This window comes from Microbispora sp. NPDC046973 (assembly GCF_040644495.1).
GTDB lineage: Bacteria > Actinomycetota > Actinomycetes > Streptosporangiales > Streptosporangiaceae > Microbispora.
The window spans coordinates 37989-57567 of the sequence record NZ_JBEYWQ010000012.1 but is presented as its reverse complement, the minus strand read 5'-3'; the positions used below and the strand labels follow the sequence as shown (position 1 = coordinate 57567).

The 19579-nt window shown below is 69.7% G+C and carries 15 protein-coding genes; 4 read left to right on the top strand and 11 right to left on the bottom strand.

The window, feature by feature from the left end:
• Nucleotides 1–35 precede the first annotated feature (35 nt).
• Nucleotides 36–5051: a LamG-like jellyroll fold domain-containing protein gene (locus ABZ860_RS22455; protein WP_357223120.1), complete on the bottom strand. Its 5016-nt coding sequence runs from the start codon at nt 5049–5051 to the stop codon at nt 36–38.
• A gap of 526 nt (nt 5052–5577) precedes the next feature.
• Here ABZ860_RS22455 and ABZ860_RS22450 point away from each other — a divergent pair.
• The gene (locus tag ABZ860_RS22450; protein WP_357223117.1) at nt 5578–5715 is read left to right on the top strand and encodes a hypothetical protein; all 138 of its coding nucleotides are present in this window, start codon (nt 5578–5580) and stop codon (nt 5713–5715) included.
• A gap of 257 nt (nt 5716–5972) precedes the next feature.
• Complete coding sequence (locus tag ABZ860_RS22445; protein ID WP_357223115.1) at nt 5973–6974, top strand: helix-turn-helix domain-containing protein; 1002 nt, start codon at nt 5973–5975, stop codon at nt 6972–6974.
• Nucleotides 6975–7150: 176 nt separating this feature from the next.
• On the opposite strand, the gene ABZ860_RS22440 is transcribed toward ABZ860_RS22445, so the two are convergent.
• Entirely contained in the window at nt 7151–8098 is a 948-nt protein-coding gene (locus tag ABZ860_RS22440) for an SDR family NAD(P)-dependent oxidoreductase (protein ID WP_357223112.1), read from the bottom strand.
• Between the two features lie 140 nt (nt 8099–8238).
• Here ABZ860_RS22440 and ABZ860_RS22435 point away from each other — a divergent pair, with 140 nt between their 5' ends.
• Nucleotides 8239–8838: a helix-turn-helix domain-containing protein gene (locus ABZ860_RS22435; protein ID WP_357223109.1), complete on the top strand. Its 600-nt coding sequence runs from the start codon at nt 8239–8241 to the stop codon at nt 8836–8838.
• 22 nt (nt 8839–8860) lie between these two features.
• Here ABZ860_RS22435 and ABZ860_RS22430 read toward each other — a convergent pair whose 3' ends face one another.
• The 3 genes from ABZ860_RS22430 to murQ all read right to left on the bottom strand — a co-directional run bounded on the left by ABZ860_RS22430 (nt 8861) and on the right by murQ (nt 11697).
• A complete protein-coding gene (locus tag ABZ860_RS22430) occupies nt 8861–9673 on the bottom strand; it encodes a DUF1206 domain-containing protein (protein WP_357223107.1) in 813 nt (270 codons plus the stop codon).
• An 87-nt stretch (nt 9674–9760) separates the two neighbouring features.
• A complete protein-coding gene (locus ABZ860_RS22425) occupies nt 9761–10780 on the bottom strand; it encodes a serine hydrolase domain-containing protein (protein WP_357223104.1) in 1020 nt (339 codons plus the stop codon).
• Between the two features lie 14 nt (nt 10781–10794).
• A complete protein-coding gene (murQ, locus tag ABZ860_RS22420; protein WP_357223101.1) occupies nt 10795–11697 on the bottom strand; it encodes an N-acetylmuramic acid 6-phosphate etherase in 903 nt (300 codons plus the stop codon).
• 29 nt (nt 11698–11726) lie between these two features.
• On the opposite strand from murQ, the gene ABZ860_RS22415 reads away from it, so the two are divergent.
• A complete protein-coding gene (locus ABZ860_RS22415; protein ID WP_357223098.1) occupies nt 11727–12833 on the top strand; it encodes a DUF1343 domain-containing protein in 1107 nt (368 codons plus the stop codon).
• Nucleotides 12834–12850: 17 nt separating this feature from the next.
• Here ABZ860_RS22415 and ABZ860_RS22410 read toward each other — a convergent pair whose 3' ends face one another.
• Genes ABZ860_RS22410 through ABZ860_RS22385 form a run of 6 tightly spaced genes read right to left on the bottom strand, consistent with a single transcriptional unit; the run spans nt 12851 to nt 19559 of the window.
• Entirely contained in the window at nt 12851–13717 is an 867-nt protein-coding gene (locus tag ABZ860_RS22410; protein WP_357223095.1) for a GNAT family N-acetyltransferase, read from the bottom strand.
• On the bottom strand, nt 13714–14733 hold the full coding sequence (locus ABZ860_RS22405) for an ABC transporter ATP-binding protein (protein ID WP_357223092.1): 1020 nt from the start codon (nt 14731–14733) through the stop codon (nt 13714–13716). The genes ABZ860_RS22410 and ABZ860_RS22405 overlap by 4 nt, the downstream gene beginning before the upstream one ends.
• Entirely contained in the window at nt 14730–15773 is a 1044-nt protein-coding gene (locus tag ABZ860_RS22400) for an ABC transporter ATP-binding protein (RefSeq protein WP_357223089.1), read from the bottom strand. Before ABZ860_RS22400 ends, ABZ860_RS22405 begins: the two co-directional genes overlap by 4 nt.
• A 5-nt stretch (nt 15774–15778) precedes the next feature.
• Nucleotides 15779–16711, bottom strand: a complete 933-nt coding sequence (locus tag ABZ860_RS22395) for an ABC transporter permease (RefSeq protein ID WP_357223086.1) — start codon at nt 16709–16711, stop codon at nt 15779–15781.
• Nucleotides 16708–17742, bottom strand: a complete 1035-nt coding sequence (locus ABZ860_RS22390; protein ID WP_357223083.1) for an ABC transporter permease — start codon at nt 17740–17742, stop codon at nt 16708–16710. Before ABZ860_RS22390 ends, ABZ860_RS22395 begins: the two co-directional genes overlap by 4 nt.
• Nucleotides 17739–19559, bottom strand: coding sequence for an ABC transporter substrate-binding protein (locus ABZ860_RS22385; RefSeq protein ID WP_357223080.1), 1821 nt, complete (start codon nt 19557–19559; stop codon nt 17739–17741). The genes ABZ860_RS22390 and ABZ860_RS22385 overlap by 4 nt, the downstream gene beginning before the upstream one ends.
• Nucleotides 19560–19579 lie beyond the last annotated feature (20 nt).

The window sequence follows — 19579 nt, the reverse complement described above, 5'->3', positions numbered from 1 at the left end:
TCGCAGCAATCAAAATTCGACTATCGTTCAGTCGTTTAGTTGGGCGTCTTCACGTAGAAGCGCTCGAACGGATGCCATCGGTCTACACCGTTCTCAGGATCGGAACCGAAGACCCGATAGTCCTGGAAGAACCATCTCAGGTATCGGCCAACGTGCTGATTATGATCCCAGATAATGTAGTCTACCGCAACGTTGCCGTTCGTGCTATCTCCCGCCGACCCTTCATGAGTGGCGGCGAAGGGAAACTCATCGCAGTCTCGGTCGATAGGTCTAGGCTCTTTGAGTTCCGCGAGCATTTGCGCACAGTAGGCCCTCGACTTATCCCTGTTCTTCTCGTCTCGTGCCGTACTACTGCTTCTATGTATAGGGCCGACCTGCTTCGCTCCCGGAATCACCTTAGGCCCGTCTGTCTTCTTCGGGTAGGTGTCCTTTGGTTCTTCAAGTGCCCGACGGATCAAGTCGGCAGACTCGTTCATGACGGGTACGCCATTTTTCCACTCGTAGATCATGGGCACTACGAAGGTGGGAGTGAACTCGGAGAAGACGCAGCCGCCGTAGCGCGACTTGAGCTCCTCTGACGTGTCGCAGCGCACCGGTTCGTCGGCCATTTTAGTATTGATGAATGGAGATCCCTGGCCAGGGTAGTATCCAGCCACAATTATGGGCGTGAAAGTGCACACGCTGAGCTTGTGCGGACCTCTGCTGGAGTTCTTGTCCGAGACGTACTCGTAGTACTGCTGCGGATTCGATCTCCACTCGGCCAGAGTAGACTTACGGGTGCCACCGGAGGTGAGCCTACAGCTCATATCATTGGCCGTGGCCGGCACCAGATGCACGGTAAGCTCCGTGGTTTCCGGCCAGACAACCGGCCCCGCCTCGCCACTGACGCGTATCTGGTCTATCCGCGCCCACAACCTCATCGTACGGCTATCGATGCTACCGTTGTTCTGGTCGCGTTCTGCATACGGGCCATCTTTTTTCCCACCGGCGAATGTGTGCCCTGCAACACTGAAGAGAAATTCGATCTTCCCCTTCACCTTGCGCTTGCATCCGCATTCATCCACGATCTCCTGCACACGGGCCTTTCCAACGGTCCGGACCGAACACCAATTGTACGAATCTCGCACCCACCCATGGGGGTAGTTCTTCTTACTGTTGGCCTTGTTGTTCCCCCAACAGTCTTCGAACTTGATCCGCTTGTCGGGCCACGTCGGCCACGGGCCGGTTGTCGGACCGGCCGCAGCGCTTTGAGTGTTGGGTGCCGACGCCCCCGCGACCGCTCCGGAGGCGCTGGTAGCGAGGGTGCGCCAGGCGGTCCAGGCGCCGCTCTTGCCTTCAGCGGTGGCACGAGCGCGCCAACGCACATCCCAGCCGTTCTTCAATTTCCCGGCAGGTATCTGCAGCGTTTTCCGGGAGCCGATGGTGGCATTTGCCGTCTTGCCTGACCAGATCAGGCGCTTGTCCTGTGAGGTCTTGCTCGGTTTATTTGCCACCTCGACTTCCACCGTCGTCTGGCGGCTCTGCCCTCCGGAAACCCAAACCGCAAGCTTCGGTGTGAGGGTGGGCGTGATCACCTTTTCACCCGCAGCCTTTGAACCGAGCACCGCCAGCTTCTCGACGACGGGAGCGGTGGTGTCCGCCGCTGCTGTCGTCCTGGCGAGTGCCTGTGCCCCGGCCGACGAGCCTATGCCGACGGGGGTGTTCATGTCGGTTTGGATCTGCGCTGCAGTTTGGGCGCGGTTGTAGATGCGGACCTCGTCGATGAGGCCTTGGAAGTATTCGCCCCATACGTTGTTGCCGCCGATGTGGAGCGGGCCGCCGTCGTCGTAGAGGCTGCCGCCGGTTATCGCGGCGGTGGCCGCCTGGGTGCCGTTGACGAACAGGCGGGCGGTCGTGCCGTCGTAGGTGACGGCGATGTGGCTCCAGGTGTTGGTCGGCAGTGGTGTGGGGGGGCCGAACTCCCAGTCGTAGTTCGTGGTGAGGTAGCCGACGGGTCCTTGTCCGTTGGATGCGTACAGCGAGTAGGAGGCTCCATCAAGTGAGCTGAGCTCCTTCATGATCACGCTGCGGTAGTTCGTCACTGTGCTGGGTTTGACCCAGGCAGACAAGGTCATGCCGGTGGACAGGCGAAGCGACGGCGCGTTGTTGATCGTGACCCAGCTCGAGGTGCCGTTGAACGACAGGGCCTTGCCGTACTTGCCCTGGGTGGTCCAGGTGGTGTCCGTGGCCGTGCCGGTGTTGTTCTTCCCGGACGAGTCGGCGACCACCGTGCCGGCGCCTTGCTCCATGCCGTAGGCCGCCACCAGCCCCTGAACCGGAGTCGGGGTGGGCGTCGGGCTCGGTGTCGGGCTGGGGCTGGGGCTGGGGCTGGGGCTGGGTGTGGGTCCCGGCGTAGTGGAGCCGACGGGGGTACTCATGTCGGTTTGGATCTCGGCCGCGGACTGGGCTCGGTTGTAGATGCGGACCTCGTCGATCAGGCCGCTGAAGAACTCGCCCCAGGCGTCGTTGCCACCAATGTGGAGCGGGCTGCCGTCGTCGTAGAGGCTTCCGCTCGAAGCTTTCTGGGCAACCTGCTGGCCGTTGACGAACATCCGCAGGGCGGTTCCGTCGTAGGTCAGCGCCAGATGGCTCCAGGTGTTCACCGGCAATGGCGAGGTCCCGCTGACCGTTGAGAAGTCTTCAGGGGAGGTCTGCACCCAGCCGGCCGGGCCTGCGCCGTTGGAGGCGTACAGGGTGTAGGAGACGCCCTCGGTGCTCAGCTCCTTGGCCAGCACGCTTCTCCAGTCGGTCACCGTGGCCGGGTTGACCCAGGCAGAAAGCGTCATCCCGGTCGTCAGGCGCAGCGACGCGGCGTCCTGGACGGTGACCCAGCTGGAGGTGCCGTTGAACGACAGGGCCTTGCCGTACTTACCATTCGCCCAGTCGATGTTGCTGCCCGTGCCGTTGTTGTTCTGCCCGGTCGCATCGGTCACCAGCGCCCCGGTGCCCTCCTCCATGCCATAGGCGGCCACCAGACCAGGAACAGGGCTCGGTGTCGGGGTAGGAGTAGGCGTCGGGGTAGGAGAGGGCGTAGGTGATGCCATCCCCGTCGACGTCGTGAACGACCAGGTGTACGGTTCCGACAGGGTGTTCCCGGCGGCGTCTGTAGCCCCGCTGACTTCCGCTGTGAATACGACGCTCGGCTCTAATGGTTGCGCAGGGACGAAGTCCACGATGTCACCATGAGGACTCTGCCGCATGGTGCCGGCGATGACCGCTCCGGAAGCGTCCTTCAGCGTGATTTGCTGACCGGTCACGGGTTCGCTCAAGAAGGCTGTGATGTAGCCGTTCCGAGGAACATCCACCGCACCCTTGAGGGGAACCGTGGCTACTACTGTTGGCGGTTTAGAGTCCGGTTCCGGATCGTCTGCCACAAGATCCTCGGTAGGCAGCGTCTCCGGATCCACTTCGATCGTCTGATCTGAAGCCTCTTGTCGCTGCGCCACCTCTTCGACACTGACCGGCTCCGGCTCGGGCTGCGTATCGGTCAGCGGAATCTGGTTTTCGAGCAGTTCCTCGTATGTCGGGAGCGTGTCGTCGGGAACGCCGTCACGCTCATAAGCAATGTCGAATTCCCTCACCTGCGGCGGCTCGTATTCGATCATGAGGGTGGGAGGGTGGCGGTAGCCCGGGTACGGTTGGCCGCCGCTGTATTCGCTGGAGTAGTACTGGCGCCAGTTGGTCGTCGCGGTTTCGCTGACGGCCCGCAACATCAATCCCTTGTTGGGCACGCCCTGTTCGATCCAGGCGCGGACCATGGTTTTGACCTGATGCCACAGCGCCTCGTCCTTGGCACACCAGGTGCCGCTGGCGTCGTAGTTGTAGCCGGCGTCGTTGGTGCCCTCGGTGCCGCTAGCTATCGACGGCTGATTGCCCCAGGAGACATAGCCCTCTTTCCAATCGGAAGTGACTCGCTGGACCGTGATGCCCGCACCCAGCGGGTCACCGCACAGCGCTCCGTTGGGGCCGCCGGACTTGTAGTTCCAGATGATCAGGTCGGCGTCGTTGACGGTGGCACCCTCCAGCGCCGGGTCCTTGGTGTCGAATTGCAGGTACACGCGGGCGATGTCCGCGCTGGTTTGGGTGGTGCCCGCGCGTAGCCACCCGTCCGGGCCGTGGTTGCTGTAGGGCTCGTTCTTGTTGACCCAGGCGTCGGCGGGTTTGCCGCCGCCGAACCAGTCGGAAGAGGCGGCGATCGTCACCGGGTAGGTCACCGCCGGGTCGGCCAGGAACTTCTCATCCGGGGTGAACACCAGCTCCGACGTCGTGCCAGAGGTATCCACGTGCGCGTCGACCCGGGAACTCCTGCCCTGCTCGGGCGAGGCCTCCACCTTGGCGTCCATCGCCGTCAGCACGACCGGCGCCGCCGCCGCCTTCCCCTCGGCGTCCTGCAGCTGGGGCAAACCCTCGGGACCCTTACCGAACTTCGTGCCCTCGGGCAGCGTGAGCGGCAGGCGCACCGTCACCGGGCCGTCCGGCTTGCGCCGGAAGACCACCTGGGAGACGAAACCGTCGCCCTGGGCGATCACCACCAGATCCGCCCCCGGCGCGACGGCGTCAGGATAGGTGACCGTACTGCCGGAGACCTTCGGCTCCGGCAGCGCCCGGGTCACCCCCAGGCCGCTGGTGCCCTTCTCCCCCTTCGCCGAGACCAGATGCTTGGCCCCGAGCCCGCCGAAGGTCAGCGGCGACTTGACCCGCGCCGCCTGCAGCGTGCCGCCACGGGCCACGATTTTGGTGTCGATCGGCTCCCACGCGCCGCTGGAGGGGTTCTTCAGCTGTACGGGCCGGGTGGACAACTCGGCGCGCAGGTGCTTGCCGTCGGGCTGCGCCCAGACCTTCATCTTCTCCGTGAAGCGGGCCGGGACCTCGACGGGTTTACCGGACTTGGCTGCCTTGTCCCAGGCGGCCTTCAGGTCCGGATCCGAAGAGTCCTTCGGTTGTGCCGCTGTTTCGGATTTCGGGGCTGGGGCGGGTGGCGTGGGGACCTGGGCGACCGCGGGCGCGCTCATGAGCGGGAGCGGTAGCACCAGGGTCGCGATCAGGGCAGCACGGCGGCGCGTCCGGACGGATAAGCCGGACGCTGATCGGCGTCTGTTCACTCACAACCTTTCGCAACACATTGGATGGGGGGATACAGCACGACCAGGAATGGAAACAGATATGTTTGAGCCGCCCTGCGCCAGGAGTGGTTACGCGACTCACATGGCCGTGCCTGGTTCTCGCGCTACGAGGCACGGATGAGGGGGCGATACGTCTTCCGTGTGAACGGCAGCGGCTTCACCCCGTGTTCACTGTGCTCCCCACGTGAAGTACAAGGGCCAAACCCTTCTCTTGCAGCACGGCGTACCACCCTGGCCGACGGGTGCCTATGTAGCCAGGGTGCCGGGAGCCCTCATGGATGTCTTGACTTCTTCTGCACGCTTCATGGCGATTTGTGCACGCCGCTGACGGCCGACGGCCTGCGCCACGTCCAGGCCGGACCTCGCCGGGGGCAACCGCCGGCGGCTGAGCCTCACCGACGAGGGAAAGCGGCGCGTGGCCTCGATCCGGCAGGAATTCGAAGACCGGCTGGCCGTCGTCGCGGCAAGCGGCGTGCCCTACGCCGGCTACGCCGAGCACACCGCGCGGCTGTCGGCCACCTTCGACCGGCTGGAGCGGGAGGCGGGCAAATGAGCCCGAGCATTGACCCCCGCCCTTACACACCCGCGCACGGTCTGTACGCGCAGGTCCGCTCCTCGGTGAGCGGCTTTCCCTGCTCACGCACCGCAACGCCACAATCGCGCACATGACATTGACGGCGACTTGTCAGCGAGCCATCCTGCTGTCTGCTCTGTACATCGTGCTCATCGCATTCACAATGCCGTGCGGCGAAGAGCGCTGCGCGCTAGAGAAGTTGGCGCTGCCGTAACGACGACTCGTTGAGGACAGGCATGAGAGTGATGGACTGGAGCACCAGGGATCTGGCCGTTCGGGATCGGTTTCCCTCCTGGTACGACGCCATGTCAGAGACACTTGTCTGCACATGGTTGACCACGGAAGATCCCGCCCGCTTCCACGCATCAGCCCGGCTGGCCGACCTCGGCGGATTACAGTTTTCGGTGATGAGCCATAACACGCTTCAGGCGAGCCGGCCCGCGAAGCTCATCCGGAAATCGGATCCGGAAGTTTTCCAGCTGCACCTTGTCCTCACCGGCGGTGGCGGCATACGGCAGGCGGGACGGGAAGCCACCTTTCAGGCGGGGCAGTTGCTCATCATCGATTCCTCTTGGCCTTATCAGGGGTGGCGAGGAGCGGACGACAATCAGGCCCGTGCGGTGATAGTCCAGTTCCCCCGGGCGGCGCTCAGCCTGCGTTCCGATATGGTCAGGCAGCTCGCGGCGGCGCCGATTCCCGTCCAGCACGGCATCACCGGCGTCCTTGCCGGGCATCTCAAGCATCTGGCAGAACACGCCGAGGGTCTCACCCCTCGCAACGCGGAGGCGGTGTCCGCCGTCACCCTCGATCTGATCGCGGCCGCCTGCGCCGACCGGCTCGAGACCACCGCCCTGCTGTCACCCGAATCGCGGCACCAGGCTCTGCTGTCGCTGATCCACGACTTCATCCGGCAGCGGCTCGGCGACCCGGACCTGACCCCGGAGACGATCGCCGCGGCGCACCAGGTCTCCGTCCGGCACCTGTACAAGATCTTCCAGAAGCAGGGCGTCACCGTAGCCGCCTGGATCCGCCGATGCCGGCTCGAACGGTGCCACCGCGATCTCGCCGATCCCCGACAGCGTGCTCGTCCCATCCAGGCCATCGCCGCCCGCTGGGGCTTCACCGATGCCGCGACCTTCAGCCGCGCCTTCCGCGCCGCCTACGGCATGTCACCCCGCGATCACCGTAATTCCGCTGCAGGAACCGAACTTCCGGTGAGTGCGCCCTTGTGGTCCTGATGCTTCTGTCTCGAAGCGCTCGACCGGTGACCCGCCAGGTCACCGGTCGACGAGGGCGGCGAAGGGCTCCAGCCCGTGCAGGCGGGCGATGAACGCGCGAGCGCCCCGGCCTGCACGGCGACGCGGGCGCCGGCAATGGCGAGCCCGTCGTGCCGGCAGGAGCACCCCGAGGTCTGTCAGAGGCCGAGCTGGTCCAACGACACCTGCCAGAGGAGGGTGGCCGCCTCCGGGTCGAGCGCGTACGCCGCGACGCCCCGGCCCGCGCCCGGCTCGACGATCTCCGCCTCCTGGTTGTCCTCGAAGTAGCGTCCGCTGACGCCCTCGACCAGCGGCGACGCGGCGAGCAGCACGGAGGTGGCCGCGCCCTGCTCGGTGTTCTTCCACGTCACGCCGGTCGAGTTGCCCAGCGCGCGGCGGCGCTCGATGTAGTCCGGCTCCAGGTGCCGCTGCAGGCCGGTCGGGATGCCGCCGGGCATGAGCGCGTTGACCGCGATGCCGTCGCCGGCCCACCGCCTGGCGGCCTCGACCGCGAACAGCACGTTGGCCGTCTTCGACTGCCCGTACGCCAGCCAGGGGTCGTAGGCGCGCTCCCGGAAGTGGATGTCGTCGAAGACGACCGGCGAGCGCAGGTGGGCGCTGGAGCTGACCGACACGACGCGGGCGCCGCCGGCCGCAGCCAGCGCCGGGTGCAGGCCCATGGCGAGCGCGAAATGACCGAGGTGGTTGGTCGCGAACTGCAGCTCCCAGCCCTCGGGCGTCCGGGTCTCCGGGCACGCCATCACCCCGGCGTTGTTGACCAGGATGTGCAGCGGACCCTCCCACGCGGCGGTGAACGCGGCCACGGAGGCCCGGTCGGCGAGGTCCAGCGGCGCGACGTGGACGGCCGCGCCTTCGGCGGTGGTGGCGATGTCGTCCGCGGTCCGCCTGCCGGCGTCGAGGTCGCGGACCGCGATCGTCACCTCCGCGCCCGCCGCGGCCAGCGCCCGGGCGGTCTCGACGCCGATTCCCGACGCCCCGCCCGTCACGATGGCCCGCCGCCCACGCAGGTCGACGCCCTCCAGGACCTCGGCCGCGGTGGACTGCCCGGTGAACGGTGTGGTGACACGAGTGGTCTGAGTCGTCATGGTCGTCCCCGTCCCGTACGGCGGCGAGGGCCCCTCGGGAGCCCGGCCGCTACAATCAGGAAAACCGGAGGAACCTCCGGTACGCCTGGAACTCTAATCGGAGGTTCCTCCGGTTAGCAACTCGCGCTTGTGGAGGAGCCGTGTCCACCCCCGCCCGACCGCCCGAAGCCAAGCCGTTGCGCGCCGACGCCCGGCGTAACCGCGAGCGGCTGCTCGACATCGCCGTGCGGGCGTTCTCCCAGGACGGGCCGGACGTCACCCTCGACGCGATCGCGAAGGAGGCGGGCGTCGGCATCGGCACGCTCTACCGCCACTTCCCCACCAGGGAGGCGCTGATCGAGGCGGCCTACCGCAACGAACTGGCGAAGCTGTGCGACGCGGCGGCCGAGCTCGCGGACGAGATGCCGCCCGACGTGGCGATGCGCACCTGGATGGACCGTTTCGTCGACTACCTGGCGACCAAGCGGGGCATGGCCGACGCACTGCGCGCCGTGATCGCCTCCGGCGCGAACCCGTACGCGCACAGCCGCGACCGGCTGCTCGGCGCGATCGGCACGCTGCTCGACGCGGGCGGCCGGGCCGGGACGCTGCGGCGGGACGTGGCGGCCGAGGACGTGCTCACCGGCGTGAACGGCGTCTGCCTCGCCGCCGGCGAGCCCGCGCAGCGCGAGCAGGCCGGGCGCCTGCTCGACCTGCTGATGGACGGCCTGCGCCACGGGGCGCCGGGCGCGCCTGCCTGAGGCGGGGCTGCGGCGGGTCCGCTCACACCCGGTGCCAGCGGGCCTCCGCGAAGCAGTAGACGGCGAACAGCACCAGGCCGAGGGCGACCACGACGAGCAGCCACGGGCCGGCCGGGGTGTCGGCGAGCGCCTTGAGCGCACCGTCGATGCCGGCCGCCTTGTCGGGGTCGTAGGTGAGGGCGGCCCGGCCGATCAGGACGCCCGCGGCCAGCGCGATGACGCCTCGGGCGATGTAGCCGGCCTTGCCGAGCTTGACCACGAGACCGCGGGCACGGGGCTCGGTCACGTGCATGTCCTTCATGAACTTCTCGGTCCAGCCCTCGTAGATCCAGAAGACGCCGAGGGCGAGCACGCCGAGCGCCATCAGGCCGACCAGGAACTGGCCGCCGGGCAGCTCGAACAGCGCCTTGGTGGCGTCCTGCGACTGGCTGTCGGACGAGGAGGCGGCCTTGTTCCGCGTGAGCAGCGCCACCATCGAGAACACCAGGGCGGCGTAGACGACGGCCTTGGCCGCGGCCTCCACGCGCTCCTTGACCCCGGGCCGGCCCCAGACGGCCTCGGAGACCTGCCAGATCGCCAGCGCGGCGAGGCCGACGGCCATGATCCACAGCAGGAGGTCGCCCAGGGGCGCGTCGCGCACGATCTGGAGCGCGCTGCTCTTGTCGGCCTCTCCTCCCCCGCCGAAGGCGATCTGGAGGGCGACCAGTCCGATGATCGCGTACAGGACGCCGCGGGCGGCGAACCCGACCTTGGCGAGCTTCTCCAGGACAGGGTGGTCGGCCGCTCTGCGGGCCGTCCCCTCGAGACGGCGGCCGGCCTGATGCGCGGTCGTCATCGCGGACTCCTCTCCTCGGCGGATCGGTCCGTCTGCCGGACTGCTCGCCTACTGACCCCGACGAGGAGGATCAAACATCGGCCGGGTTCAGCCGGCCAGGCGCAGGGCCTCGGCCGCGACGGCGTGCCGGAGGTCGCGGATGCCGGGGCGGCCCCGCAGCGGGTGGACGTTGTTGGTCAGCAGCACGACGGTCAGCCGGTGGGCGGGATCGACGACCAGCGACGTGCCGGTGAAGCCCGAGTGGCCGAACGCGCCCGCGAGCGGCCCCACGATGGCCGGGTCGTCGATGCGCACGCCGAGCCCCTGCCGGAATGCGGCGCCCGGCACGCCCTGGTCGCGCAGCATCTCGGCGGTCCATGCGGGAGACAGGACCGGGCCGCCGCCGGTGCGCAGCGTCTCGCCGAAACGCACGAGGTCGGCGGCGGTGGAGAACAGCCCGGCGTGCCCGGCCACGCCGCCCAGCGCGTGGGCCGTCTCGTCGTGCACCTCGCCCCGCACGCAGGTGCCGCGCTTGAACTCGGTGGCGACGGCCCGTCCCGGCTCGACCGGCCCGTACGCCGTGGCGCCGAGCCCGAGCGGCCCGGTGACCCGCTCGCGCACGAGCACGTCCAGCGGCGCACCGCCGGCGGCCTCCGCCACCCGCCCGGCCGTGATCATGCCGACGTCCGAGTAGAGGTGCGTTCCCGGCGGCCCCTGCACGGGAGTGGACAGAACCAGGTCCCAGCGGGCCTCCTCCGGATCCTTCTCCACCCGGCGGCTCGCGGGCAGGCCCGCCGAATGCGTCAGCAGGTGCCGAACGGTGATCTCGGGCCGGTGCCCGTAGAACCGGGGCAGCCGGGCGGCCACCGGCTCGTCGAGGTCGAGCGCGCCCTCCTGGGCCAGCGAGACCAGCACCACGGCCGTGAACATCTTGGTCAGGGAGGCGATGTCGAACAGCGCGTCCATCGCCACGGGCGGGCGCTGCGCCAGCAGCCCCCCGGACGGGTCGGCGTACCGCACGGCCTCCCCCACGGCGGCCGCGGCGGCCGTGCGCCCGTCCAGGGCGATCACGGCGACCGCCGCCGAGGCGACCTCGGGCACGGCCGCCCGCAGGACCTCCTCCAGCATGCGCCCAGGCCCCGTCAGGCGCTGCGCAGCGCCGGGCCGAGGCGGTTGCCGTGCGCCGCGAGCAGCGCTCGCGCGTCGTCGGCGCCCACGCCGCGCTCGATCATCACGACGGCCGTCTTCACGTCCCGGCCCGCACTCTCCAGGACCTCCCTGGCCCGCAGCACCTGCGTGCCGGTGATCTCGGAGACGATGCGGGCCGCCCGGTCGACGAGCTTGGAGTTGCTGGCCACGACGTCGACCATGAAGTTCCCGTACGTCCGGCCCGACCTGATCATCGTGATCGTGGAGATCATGTTGAGGACCAGCTTCTGGGCCGTGCCGGCCTTCAGCCGGGTCGAGCCGGTGACCACCTCCGGCCCCACGATGACCTCGATCGCGTGGTCGGCGGCCCGCGCGAGCGGGGTGCCGGTGTTGCAGGCCAGGCCCACGGTCAGGGCGCCGAGCCGCCGGGCCTGCTCGACCGCCGCGACGACGTACGGCGCGCGCCCGCTGGCGGAGATGCCGACGACGGAGTCGAGCGGGCCGACGTGCTTGTCGCGGATCACGGCGGCGCCCGCCTCCGCGTCGTCCTCGGCGCCCTCGACGGAGCGCACCAGCGCGGCCTCGCCGCCCGCGATGATGCCCTGGACCAGGTCGGGGTGGGTGCCGAAGGTCGGCGGGCACTCGGAGGCGTCGAGCACCGCGAGCCGCCCGGAGGTGCCCGCGCCCACGTAGAGGAGCCTGCCTCCGTCGGCCATCCGCGCCGCGATGGCGTCGACGGCCGCGGAGATCGCCGGGACGGCCCGGCCCACCGCGGCCGGGACGGCGGCGTCGGCCGCGTTCATGAGCCGCGCGATCTCCTCCGTCGGCAGCGTGTCGATCCCGCTGTAGCGGGGATCGCTCTGTTCGGTGGCCAGAGTGGCGAGTGAGTGCGTCATGGTCATGGTTCCTCGGCTTCGGAGTCTTCATGGATCGCGTGCGTACAGGGCTGGAACTGCTGGTGAGCGCGCCGAAGGCCAGGTGGGAACGGGTGGGCCTCGTCACCAACCCCACAGGAGTCCTGCCCGATCTGACCGCCGCCGCACCGGCCCTGCTGGCCGCCGGGGTGCCCGTGACCACGTTGTTCAGCCCCGAGCACGGCCTGCGCGGCACGGCCCAGGCGGGCGGCGGCGAGGGCGACACCGTCGACCCGGTCACCGGCCTGCCCGTGCTCGACACCTACCAGAGGACCGGCGGCGACCTGGACGCGCTGGTCGCGTCGTCCGGGGTGGACGCGCTCGTCTTCGACGTGGGCGACGTGGGCGCGCGCTTCTACACCTACGTCTGGACGATGTACGACCTCATGGGCTCGGCCGCCCGGCTCGGGCTGCGGTTCATCGTGCTCGACCGGCCCAACCCGATCGGCGGCGCGGTGGCCGAGGGCCCGGTGCTCGACCCGGCCTTCGCGAGCTTCGTCGGCCGCGCCGCCCTGCCCGTACGGCACGGCCTCACGCCCGGCGAGATCGCGCTGTCGGTCAACCCCGGGATCGGCGCCGAGCTGGAGGTCGTGCCGATGGAGGGCTGGCGCAGACAGTGGCACTTCGACCGGACCGGGCTGCCCTGGGTCATGCCGTCGGCCAACATGCCGACCCTCGACACCGCCCTGGTCTACCCCGGCACCGGGCTGCTCGAGGGCGTGAACGCCGCCGAGGGCCGCGGCACGACCCGGCCGTTCGAGCTGGTCGGCGCGCCGTACGCGGACGGCCGGTTCGCCGCCGCCCTGAACGGCCTCGGCCTGCCCGGCGTGCGCTTCCGCGACACGTGGTTCACCCCGACGTTCGGCAGGCACGCCGGCGTCGTGGTGCGCGGCGCGCAGCTGCACGTCACCGACCGGCAGGCCTTCCTGCCGGTGCTGACGGGCGTGTCGGTCCTGCACGTGCTGCGCACCCTCTATCCGGGCGACTTCGCCTGCGAGCCGTTCCTCGACCTGCTGTGGGGCTCGGCGTCGCTGCGCGAGCACCTGGAGGCGGGCCGCGACCCCCGGGGGCTGTGCCCCCCGCCGGGCCCGCCCCGGGGCGAACTGCTGTACTGCTGACATCTGTACTGCCGACATCAGGCCAGCACGCGGCGGTAGAGCCAGAACACCCGCTCGGCGCGGGCGCCCACCGCCCGGGAGTAGAAGCGGAGCGGGCCCACCCAGCCGATCTGCGCGGACGTCTGCCCCGCGGCGGCCTGCTCGTCGAGGCAGCGGCGCAGCAGCACCCGGCCCACGCCGAGGCCGCGGGCGGCCTCGGCCGTGCCCATCGGCCCGAACCACAGCGGCCGGGCGCCCCAGGCGGCGAAGCCGAGGATCTCCCCGTCGCGATAGGCATAGTGCAGGCCGGTCGCCTGCTCGGCCTCCCAGGCCCACTTGTCGTTCCACTGCTCGCGGACGAAGGCCGCCACCGCGCCGCGATCCCCCACGGGAGCCGCGGCGACGGTGACCCCGGCCGCGGCGAGCTTGGCCAGGTCGGCCTCGTGCTCGGCCCCGTCGTAGCGGGCGGGCAGGCCGGCCGTCATGTTCCAGGCCACGCGATACTGCTCGTACCCCAGGCTCTCGGCCAGGCAGGCGGCCGGGGTGTAGCGCACGTCGATCCCGGGCCAGGCGTAGCAGGGCGGGTTGCCGGCGAACCTCGCCTCGGCCGCGCCGTGCGCCCGCATCCACTCCTCGGCCGCGGCGACGAGCGCCCGCCCGATCCCCCGGCCCTGGGCGGCGGGATCGACGGCGATCAGGTCGATGTGACCGGCGCCGTCCGCGCCGATCGAGGCGAACACCACGCCGTCGCGGTCCGGCGTGGCCAGGACCGTCCACGCGCGCTCGCGCGGCGGGTCGGCCAGCCGCCGTACGACCAGTGCGGCGTCCTCGGCGTCGGCCCACAGGGCGGCGGCGGCCAGGCGCTCAAGCGTCCCGTCCGCCTCGACAGGAAGGATGTCCGTCACTCGCCCACCCCCACCGGGATCACGCTGCGCCGCCTGGGGTGGAAGCAGGCGTACTCCTGCTCGCTCTCCTGTCCGGGCTCGCCGTCGCGGCCCAGCACGGGCATCTCGCTCTCGCAGCGCTCGGTGCTGAACGGGCAGCGCCGGGCGAACAGGCAGCCGCCGTCGGGCTCTCCCTCCCGCTGCATCTCCCTCGGCACGACCCGCTCCGCGCCCGGCCGTTCCAGGCCGTGCAGCACCGGGATCGCCGACAGCAGCGACTGCGTGTAAGGGTGCACCGGATCCGCGATGATCTTCTCGGTGGCGCCCCGCTCGACGACCTGGCCGCGGTAGAGCACGTACAGCTCGCCGTCGTCGCCGATGTAGCGGGCGGTGGCGATGTCGTGGGTGATGAACAGCACGCCCACGCCGAGGCGCTCGCGCAGGTCCTTCAACAGCGCGAGGATGCCCAGGCGCAGCGACACGTCGATCATCGAGACGGCCTCGTCGGCGACGAGCACCTCGGGGTCCATGGTGAGCGCGCGGGCGATCACGACGCGCTGGCGCATGCCGCCCGACAGCTGGTGGGGGTAGCGCGGGAGCACGTAGCCGGGGTCGATGCCGACCATCGCCAGCAGCTCCGCGGCCCGCTCGTCGACCCACGACCTCGGACGGCCCGTCTGCCGGGCACGCAGCCGCAGCGGAGCCTCCAACGCCTGGTGGATCGTCCGGGTGGGGTTGAGCGCCGAGTAGGGATCCTGGTGGATGAGCTGGATCCGGCGGAAGTACGGCTGCCGCCTGCGGTGGCTGAGCGTGGACATCGGCACGCCGTCGATGACGATCTCGCCGGCGTCGTGGGTCTCCAGCCCGGCGATGATCCGGCCGAGGGTGGTCTTGCCGCTGCCCGACTCGCCGATGAACGAGACGGCGCCGCCCTTGGCGATGGCGAAGTCCACGCCGCGCAGCGCGGGCACCTCGCGGGCGCCGAGCACGCCGCCGCGCTGCTTGAAGATCTTGGTGATCCCGGTTCCTGTGATCACACGAGCTCCTTGCGCTTGACCAGCGTGAGGTGGCGGTCGGCGGCGTGGCAGGCGACGGTGCGGCCGTCCCTGTGGACGGACATCGGCTCGTCGCTGTCGCACACCTCCATGCGCCGCTCGCAGCGCTCGCGGAAGACGCAGCCCTGCTTCGGCAGCGTCCCGAGCGTCGGCGGGCGGCCCGGCAGCGCCCTGGCCAGCGACAGGTCGCCAGACAGGCGCGGGATCGCCCTGATCAGGCCTTGGGTGTACGGGTGCCGGGCGTCCCCGAGCACCTCGGCCACCGGGCCGTGCTCGACGACCCGGCCGCCGTACATGACGGCGAGGCTGTCGGCGACCTCGGCGACCGCGCCGACGTCGTGGGTGATGACGAGCGTGGTGAGCGCCCGCTCCTCGTGGACCTCGCGGATGATCCGCAGGATCGTCGCCTGCGTGATCATGTCGAGGGCGGTGGTCGGCTCGTCCAGAACGACGACCTTGGCGTTCAGGACGAGCGCGAGCATGATGCCGACCCGCTGGCGCATACCGCCGGACAGCTCGTGCTGGTAGGAGTCGAGCACCCGGGCGCCGTCCATGCCCATGCGGGCCAGCAGGTCCTTGGCGTCGCGCACCAGCCCCCGCAGGTCCTCCACGTCGTGGGAGCGGCCGAGGTCGAGCAGCTGCTTGCCGATGGTCTTGAGCGGGTTCAGCGAGTTCTGCGCGGCCTGGAAGACGTACCCGACCTGGCGTCCGCGGGCGCGGCGCAGGTCCTCGCCCCGCAGCGTCAGCACGTCGCCGAGGCCGTCGATCTCGACGCTGCCCGCCGCGATCCTGCCGGGCGGCTGGACGGCGTTGAGCAGGGAGAACGCGAGCGTCGACTTGCCCGAGCCCGACTCGCCGACGACACCGGTGATCGTGCCGGGGGCGAGGGTGAGGTCGACGCCGCGTACGGCGGGCAGCTCGCCGGCGGGCGTCTTGTAGACGACCGTGAGGTCCCGGATCCGGACCCCCGGTGCTTCCATGTCACGCGCGGCCGTGTGACGTGCGGCCGTGTGAGCGGTCATAGGGGCTACTCCTCCCGCAGGCGGGGATTGAAGATCTCGTCCATCGCGTCCACGATCAGCACGATGCCCAGGGTGAGCAACAGGATCGCGATCAGCGGGGCCAGCAGGTACGGCAGCGCGGCGGGAGTGGTGAGCGCCCCGCCGTTGAACACGGCGAGGTTGAGCATCACACCCCAGTTGTTCGACTCGAACGGCAGCACGCCGAGGAAGAACAGGCCCACCTGGGCGTACACCGCGCCGGTGACGGCGATGAGCATGTTCATCGCGATGTAGGGCGCCATGCTCGGCAGCAGCTCGCGGCCGATGATGTGCCGGGTGGGCAGGCCGAGGCCGCGGGCGGCCTCGATGAAGCCGCGCTCGCGCAGCGACAGCGTCTGCGACCGCACGGCGCGGGCGATGCCGCCCCAGCCGAGCACCCCGAGCACCAGGCCCATCTCCAGCGGGCTTTCGAACTTCCACACCGTGGACAGCACGAGCAGCAGCGGCAGGCCGGGGATCGCGAGGTTCATGTCGGTCAGCCGCATCAGCAGCGTGTCCCACCGGCCGCGGTGGAAGCCCGCGACCAGCCCGATGAGCGTGCCGAGCGCGACCGTGATGACGGCCGTGGCCAGGCCGGTGAGCAGCACGTAGCGCGCGCCGGTGACGACCAGCGCGAGCACGTCGGTGCCCTCGAAGTCGGTGCCGAAGGGATGGGCCAGGCTCGGCGGCGCGTACAGCGCGTTGTCGTCGCGCGGCAGCTGCGCGGGGTAGAGCAGCGGCCCGGCCGCGCCCATGAGCGCGAACAGGGCCACGATGACCACCCCGGCCATGCGGCTGGGCTTGCGCCGCAGCACCCGCCACACCCCGCGCCAGAAGTTGCGCCGCAGCGTGGCCCGCGTGGTCGCGGCCGGCGCGGCCTCGGGGCTGATCGCCCCCTCCGGGTTGACGATGACGGTCATGCCGCGCCTCCGCTCCTGACCCGCGGGTCGATCACCGTGTACAGCAGGTCGGCGGCGATGTTGGCGACGACGATGCCCACCGTGATCACCAGGAACGTGCCGCCCATCAGCGCGTAGTCGCGGCTGCTGATGCTGTTGACGAGCAGCAGGCCCAGGCCCGGGTAGTTGAAGATCTCCTCGATGAAGATCGAGCCGCCGAACAGCATGCCGATCGACAGGGCGAGGATCGTGAACAGCGGCAGGATCGCGTTGCGCGCGAGATACCGGAACACGAAGCCGCGCCGCAGCCCGCGCAGCTCGGCCGCGAGGATGAAGTCGTCGCCGAGCACGGCGACGACGTTCGACTTCATCGCGAGGATCCACCCGCCGTAGCTGGCCAGCGTGTACGTGACGACGGGCAGCACGGCGTGGTGCACCAGCGAGCCGATGTAGCCGGCGTTGAAGCCGGGGACGAACTCGACGTCCACCGGCCCGCCCGACGGCATGATCGGCCACAGCGTGGCGAAGATCGCGGTGAGCAGCAGGCCGATGACGTACACCGGCACGCCGTGCAGCAGCGAGCCCGACAGCGCGAGCGCGTCGCCCAGCTTGCCCGACCGCTTGATCGCGGCGTAGACGCCCATGGTGACGCCGAGCAGGAAGCTCAGCAGCGTGCCGGCGAGGACCGGCAGCACGGTCCACCGGGCGGCGTGCCCGATGAGCGTGGTCACCTCCACACCGGGCGTGCTGAGCGAACGCCCGAGGTCGAGGTGGATCAGCGAGCCCATGTAGCCGACGTACTGCTGCCACAGGTTGCCGGTGGGCAGGAAGCCGTACAGGACGGCGGTGGCCCGCTCGGCCTGCTCGGGCGACATGCCCTTCTGGATCAGGCTCTCGTACTGCCCGAGCACGGGGTTGCCGGGGATCTCCCGGATGATGACGAAGCTGATCGTGGCGACGACCCAGATCATCGCCAGGCCGCGGACCAGGTGGCCGCCGATCTTCCTGGCGATGGCGCCCAGCCGGGGACGCCCCGGAACGGCGTGCGTCATGCCTGCCCCTTCTCCGCTTTCCTGATCATCCCGAGCTGCATCCACACCCCGGACGACAGCCGCAGGGACTCGTCGTCGTCGGGCGGGAACGCGGTGTACCGGGAGGTGTTCACGAACTGGGTGTTCACGTAGTCCCAGAGCTGGACGACCGGGAGCTGCTCGTTGGCGACCTTGGCCAGGACGCCGACGATGCGCTGCTGCTCGTCGTGGGACGCGTAGTTCAGCCTGCTGGTCAGCTCGCCCGGGTCGACCGTGCCGGCGGCGCCGGCGTCGACCTTCTCCGGGCCGCCCATCCAGTTGCCCTCGGTGCCCGGCGCGACGTGCCGCAGCCGGCCGCCGAACATCTGCCAGCCGTTCGCCTGGCCGAACAGCCGCTGGAAGATGTTGTACGGCGAGGGGCCGAGGCCGATCAGCCAGAACCCGAGGTCGTACTTGCCGTCGGCGAGCTCACCGAGATAGAGCGTGTAGTCGGCGGCGGTGACCACGCTCGCGTCGATGCCGTGGTCGCCGAGCTGACTGCTGATCGACTTGGCCGCGGCGACCCAGTCGGAGAACGACGCGGGCACGTGGATGCGGACCTTCCACGGGCTGCCGTCCGGCAGGGTCCAGCGGCCACTCCGCTTGGTCATGCCGGCCGCCTTCAGCTCGGCGTCGGCCTTGGCGGAGTTCACGCGGTACTGCTCGAGCGTGTCGAACGCGTCGCCCAGCCAGGCCCGGGCGGCCTTGGCGTGGATGCCCGAGGTGGTGGTGGCGGGCGTGCCGCCCTCCGGGGAGGCGATCCTCGTGACCTGCGAGCGGTCGATCAGATAGGCCATCGCCCGCCGCACGTGCACGTTGTCGTACGGCTTGTGCGACTGGTTGAACGCGAGGGAGACCGCCACGGGCGAGTAGCCCTTGACCACCTCGCTGCCCTTCGCGCCGCGGATCCGGTTCATGACGGCGGTGGGCACGGAGGTGAAGGGGGCGTTGTCCAGCCGGCCGGCGATCAGGTAGTTCCAGATCTGCTCGTTGCCGGTGTAGTTCAAGATCTTCACCTTGTCCGGCGCGATGTTCTGCCGGGCGTAGAAATAAGGGTTGCGCTTGAGCAGCGCCGCGCCCGGGTTCACCCGCTCCAGCACGAACGGCCCGGCGGACACGTCGTGGCCGGGGTTGAAGGCGATGACCTTCTCCGCCAGCCCGGTGATCTGGTTCTTCGCCTTCTCGGCCGCCGCGCCCTGTCCGTGCTGGGCGACCTTGAGCGTCTGCCAGAAGTCCGCAGGCAGCAGCTTCCCGAAGACGTGCGCGGGCACGACCACGGTCGACAGCAGGTTGGCGAGGAACGTCGAGCTGCGGTTGGCGCCCTGCGTCACCCTGATCGTCTTGGGGTCGACGACCTGGATGTCGGCGGCGGCGCCCGCCGCCTTGGGGTCCAGCGCGTACGCCGTGCCGCCCTGGGTGTAGGCGAGACCGACAGAGACGCGCACGTCCTCGCTGGTCACCGGCGTGCCGTCGGACCACCTGGCGTTCGGCTGCAGGTGGATGACGACCTCCGACCGGTCCGGGGACATGCTCCAGCTACTGGCGATGGCCGGGTAGAACTGGTTGGGATCGGTGGGGTCGTTCTTGGGCCACGCCAGCGCCATGCCGTTGTATCCCGAGAAGACCGATCCGACGGGGTTGAACGGGTTGATCGGCGCGCTCGCGTTGATCTGCTTGCTGCCGTCGATCGTGGTGTACACGCCGCCGCCCTGCTGGGCGGTGTCCGTCGTCCCGGTAGTGCCGCAGGCGGTGGCTGTGACGATCGACGCCAGAGCCACGATCGCCGCGAGTCGCTTCATGGGCTGCTCCTGGTTCCCGA

Bases quoted from the DNA above. Each gene is read 5' to 3' on its own strand.
- ABZ860_RS22455 (WP_357223120.1), bottom strand. From the start codon at position 5,051: ATGAGCGCGCCCGCGGTCGCCCAGGTCCCCACGCCACCCGCCCCAGCC.
- ABZ860_RS22445 (WP_357223115.1), top strand. From the start codon at position 5,973: ATGAGAGTGATGGACTGGAGCACCAGGGATCTGGCCGTTCGGGATCGG.
- ABZ860_RS22440 (WP_357223112.1), bottom strand. From the start codon at position 8,098: ATGACGACTCAGACCACTCGTGTCACCACACCGTTCACCGGGCAGTCC.
- ABZ860_RS22430 (WP_357223107.1), bottom strand. From the start codon at position 9,673: ATGACGACCGCGCATCAGGCCGGCCGCCGTCTCGAGGGGACGGCCCGC.
- ABZ860_RS22425 (WP_357223104.1), bottom strand. From the start codon at position 10,780: ATGCTGGAGGAGGTCCTGCGGGCGGCCGTGCCCGAGGTCGCCTCGGCG.
- murQ (WP_357223101.1), bottom strand. From the start codon at position 11,697: ATGACGCACTCACTCGCCACTCTGGCCACCGAACAGAGCGATCCCCGC.
- ABZ860_RS22415 (WP_357223098.1), top strand. From the start codon at position 11,727: ATGGATCGCGTGCGTACAGGGCTGGAACTGCTGGTGAGCGCGCCGAAG.
- ABZ860_RS22400 (WP_357223089.1), bottom strand. From the start codon at position 15,773: ATGACCGCTCACACGGCCGCACGTCACACGGCCGCGCGTGACATGGAA.
- ABZ860_RS22395 (WP_357223086.1), bottom strand. From the start codon at position 16,711: ATGACCGTCATCGTCAACCCGGAGGGGGCGATCAGCCCCGAGGCCGCG.
- ABZ860_RS22390 (WP_357223083.1), bottom strand. From the start codon at position 17,742: ATGACGCACGCCGTTCCGGGGCGTCCCCGGCTGGGCGCCATCGCCAGG.
- ABZ860_RS22385 (WP_357223080.1), bottom strand. From the start codon at position 19,559: ATGAAGCGACTCGCGGCGATCGTGGCTCTGGCGTCGATCGTCACAGCC.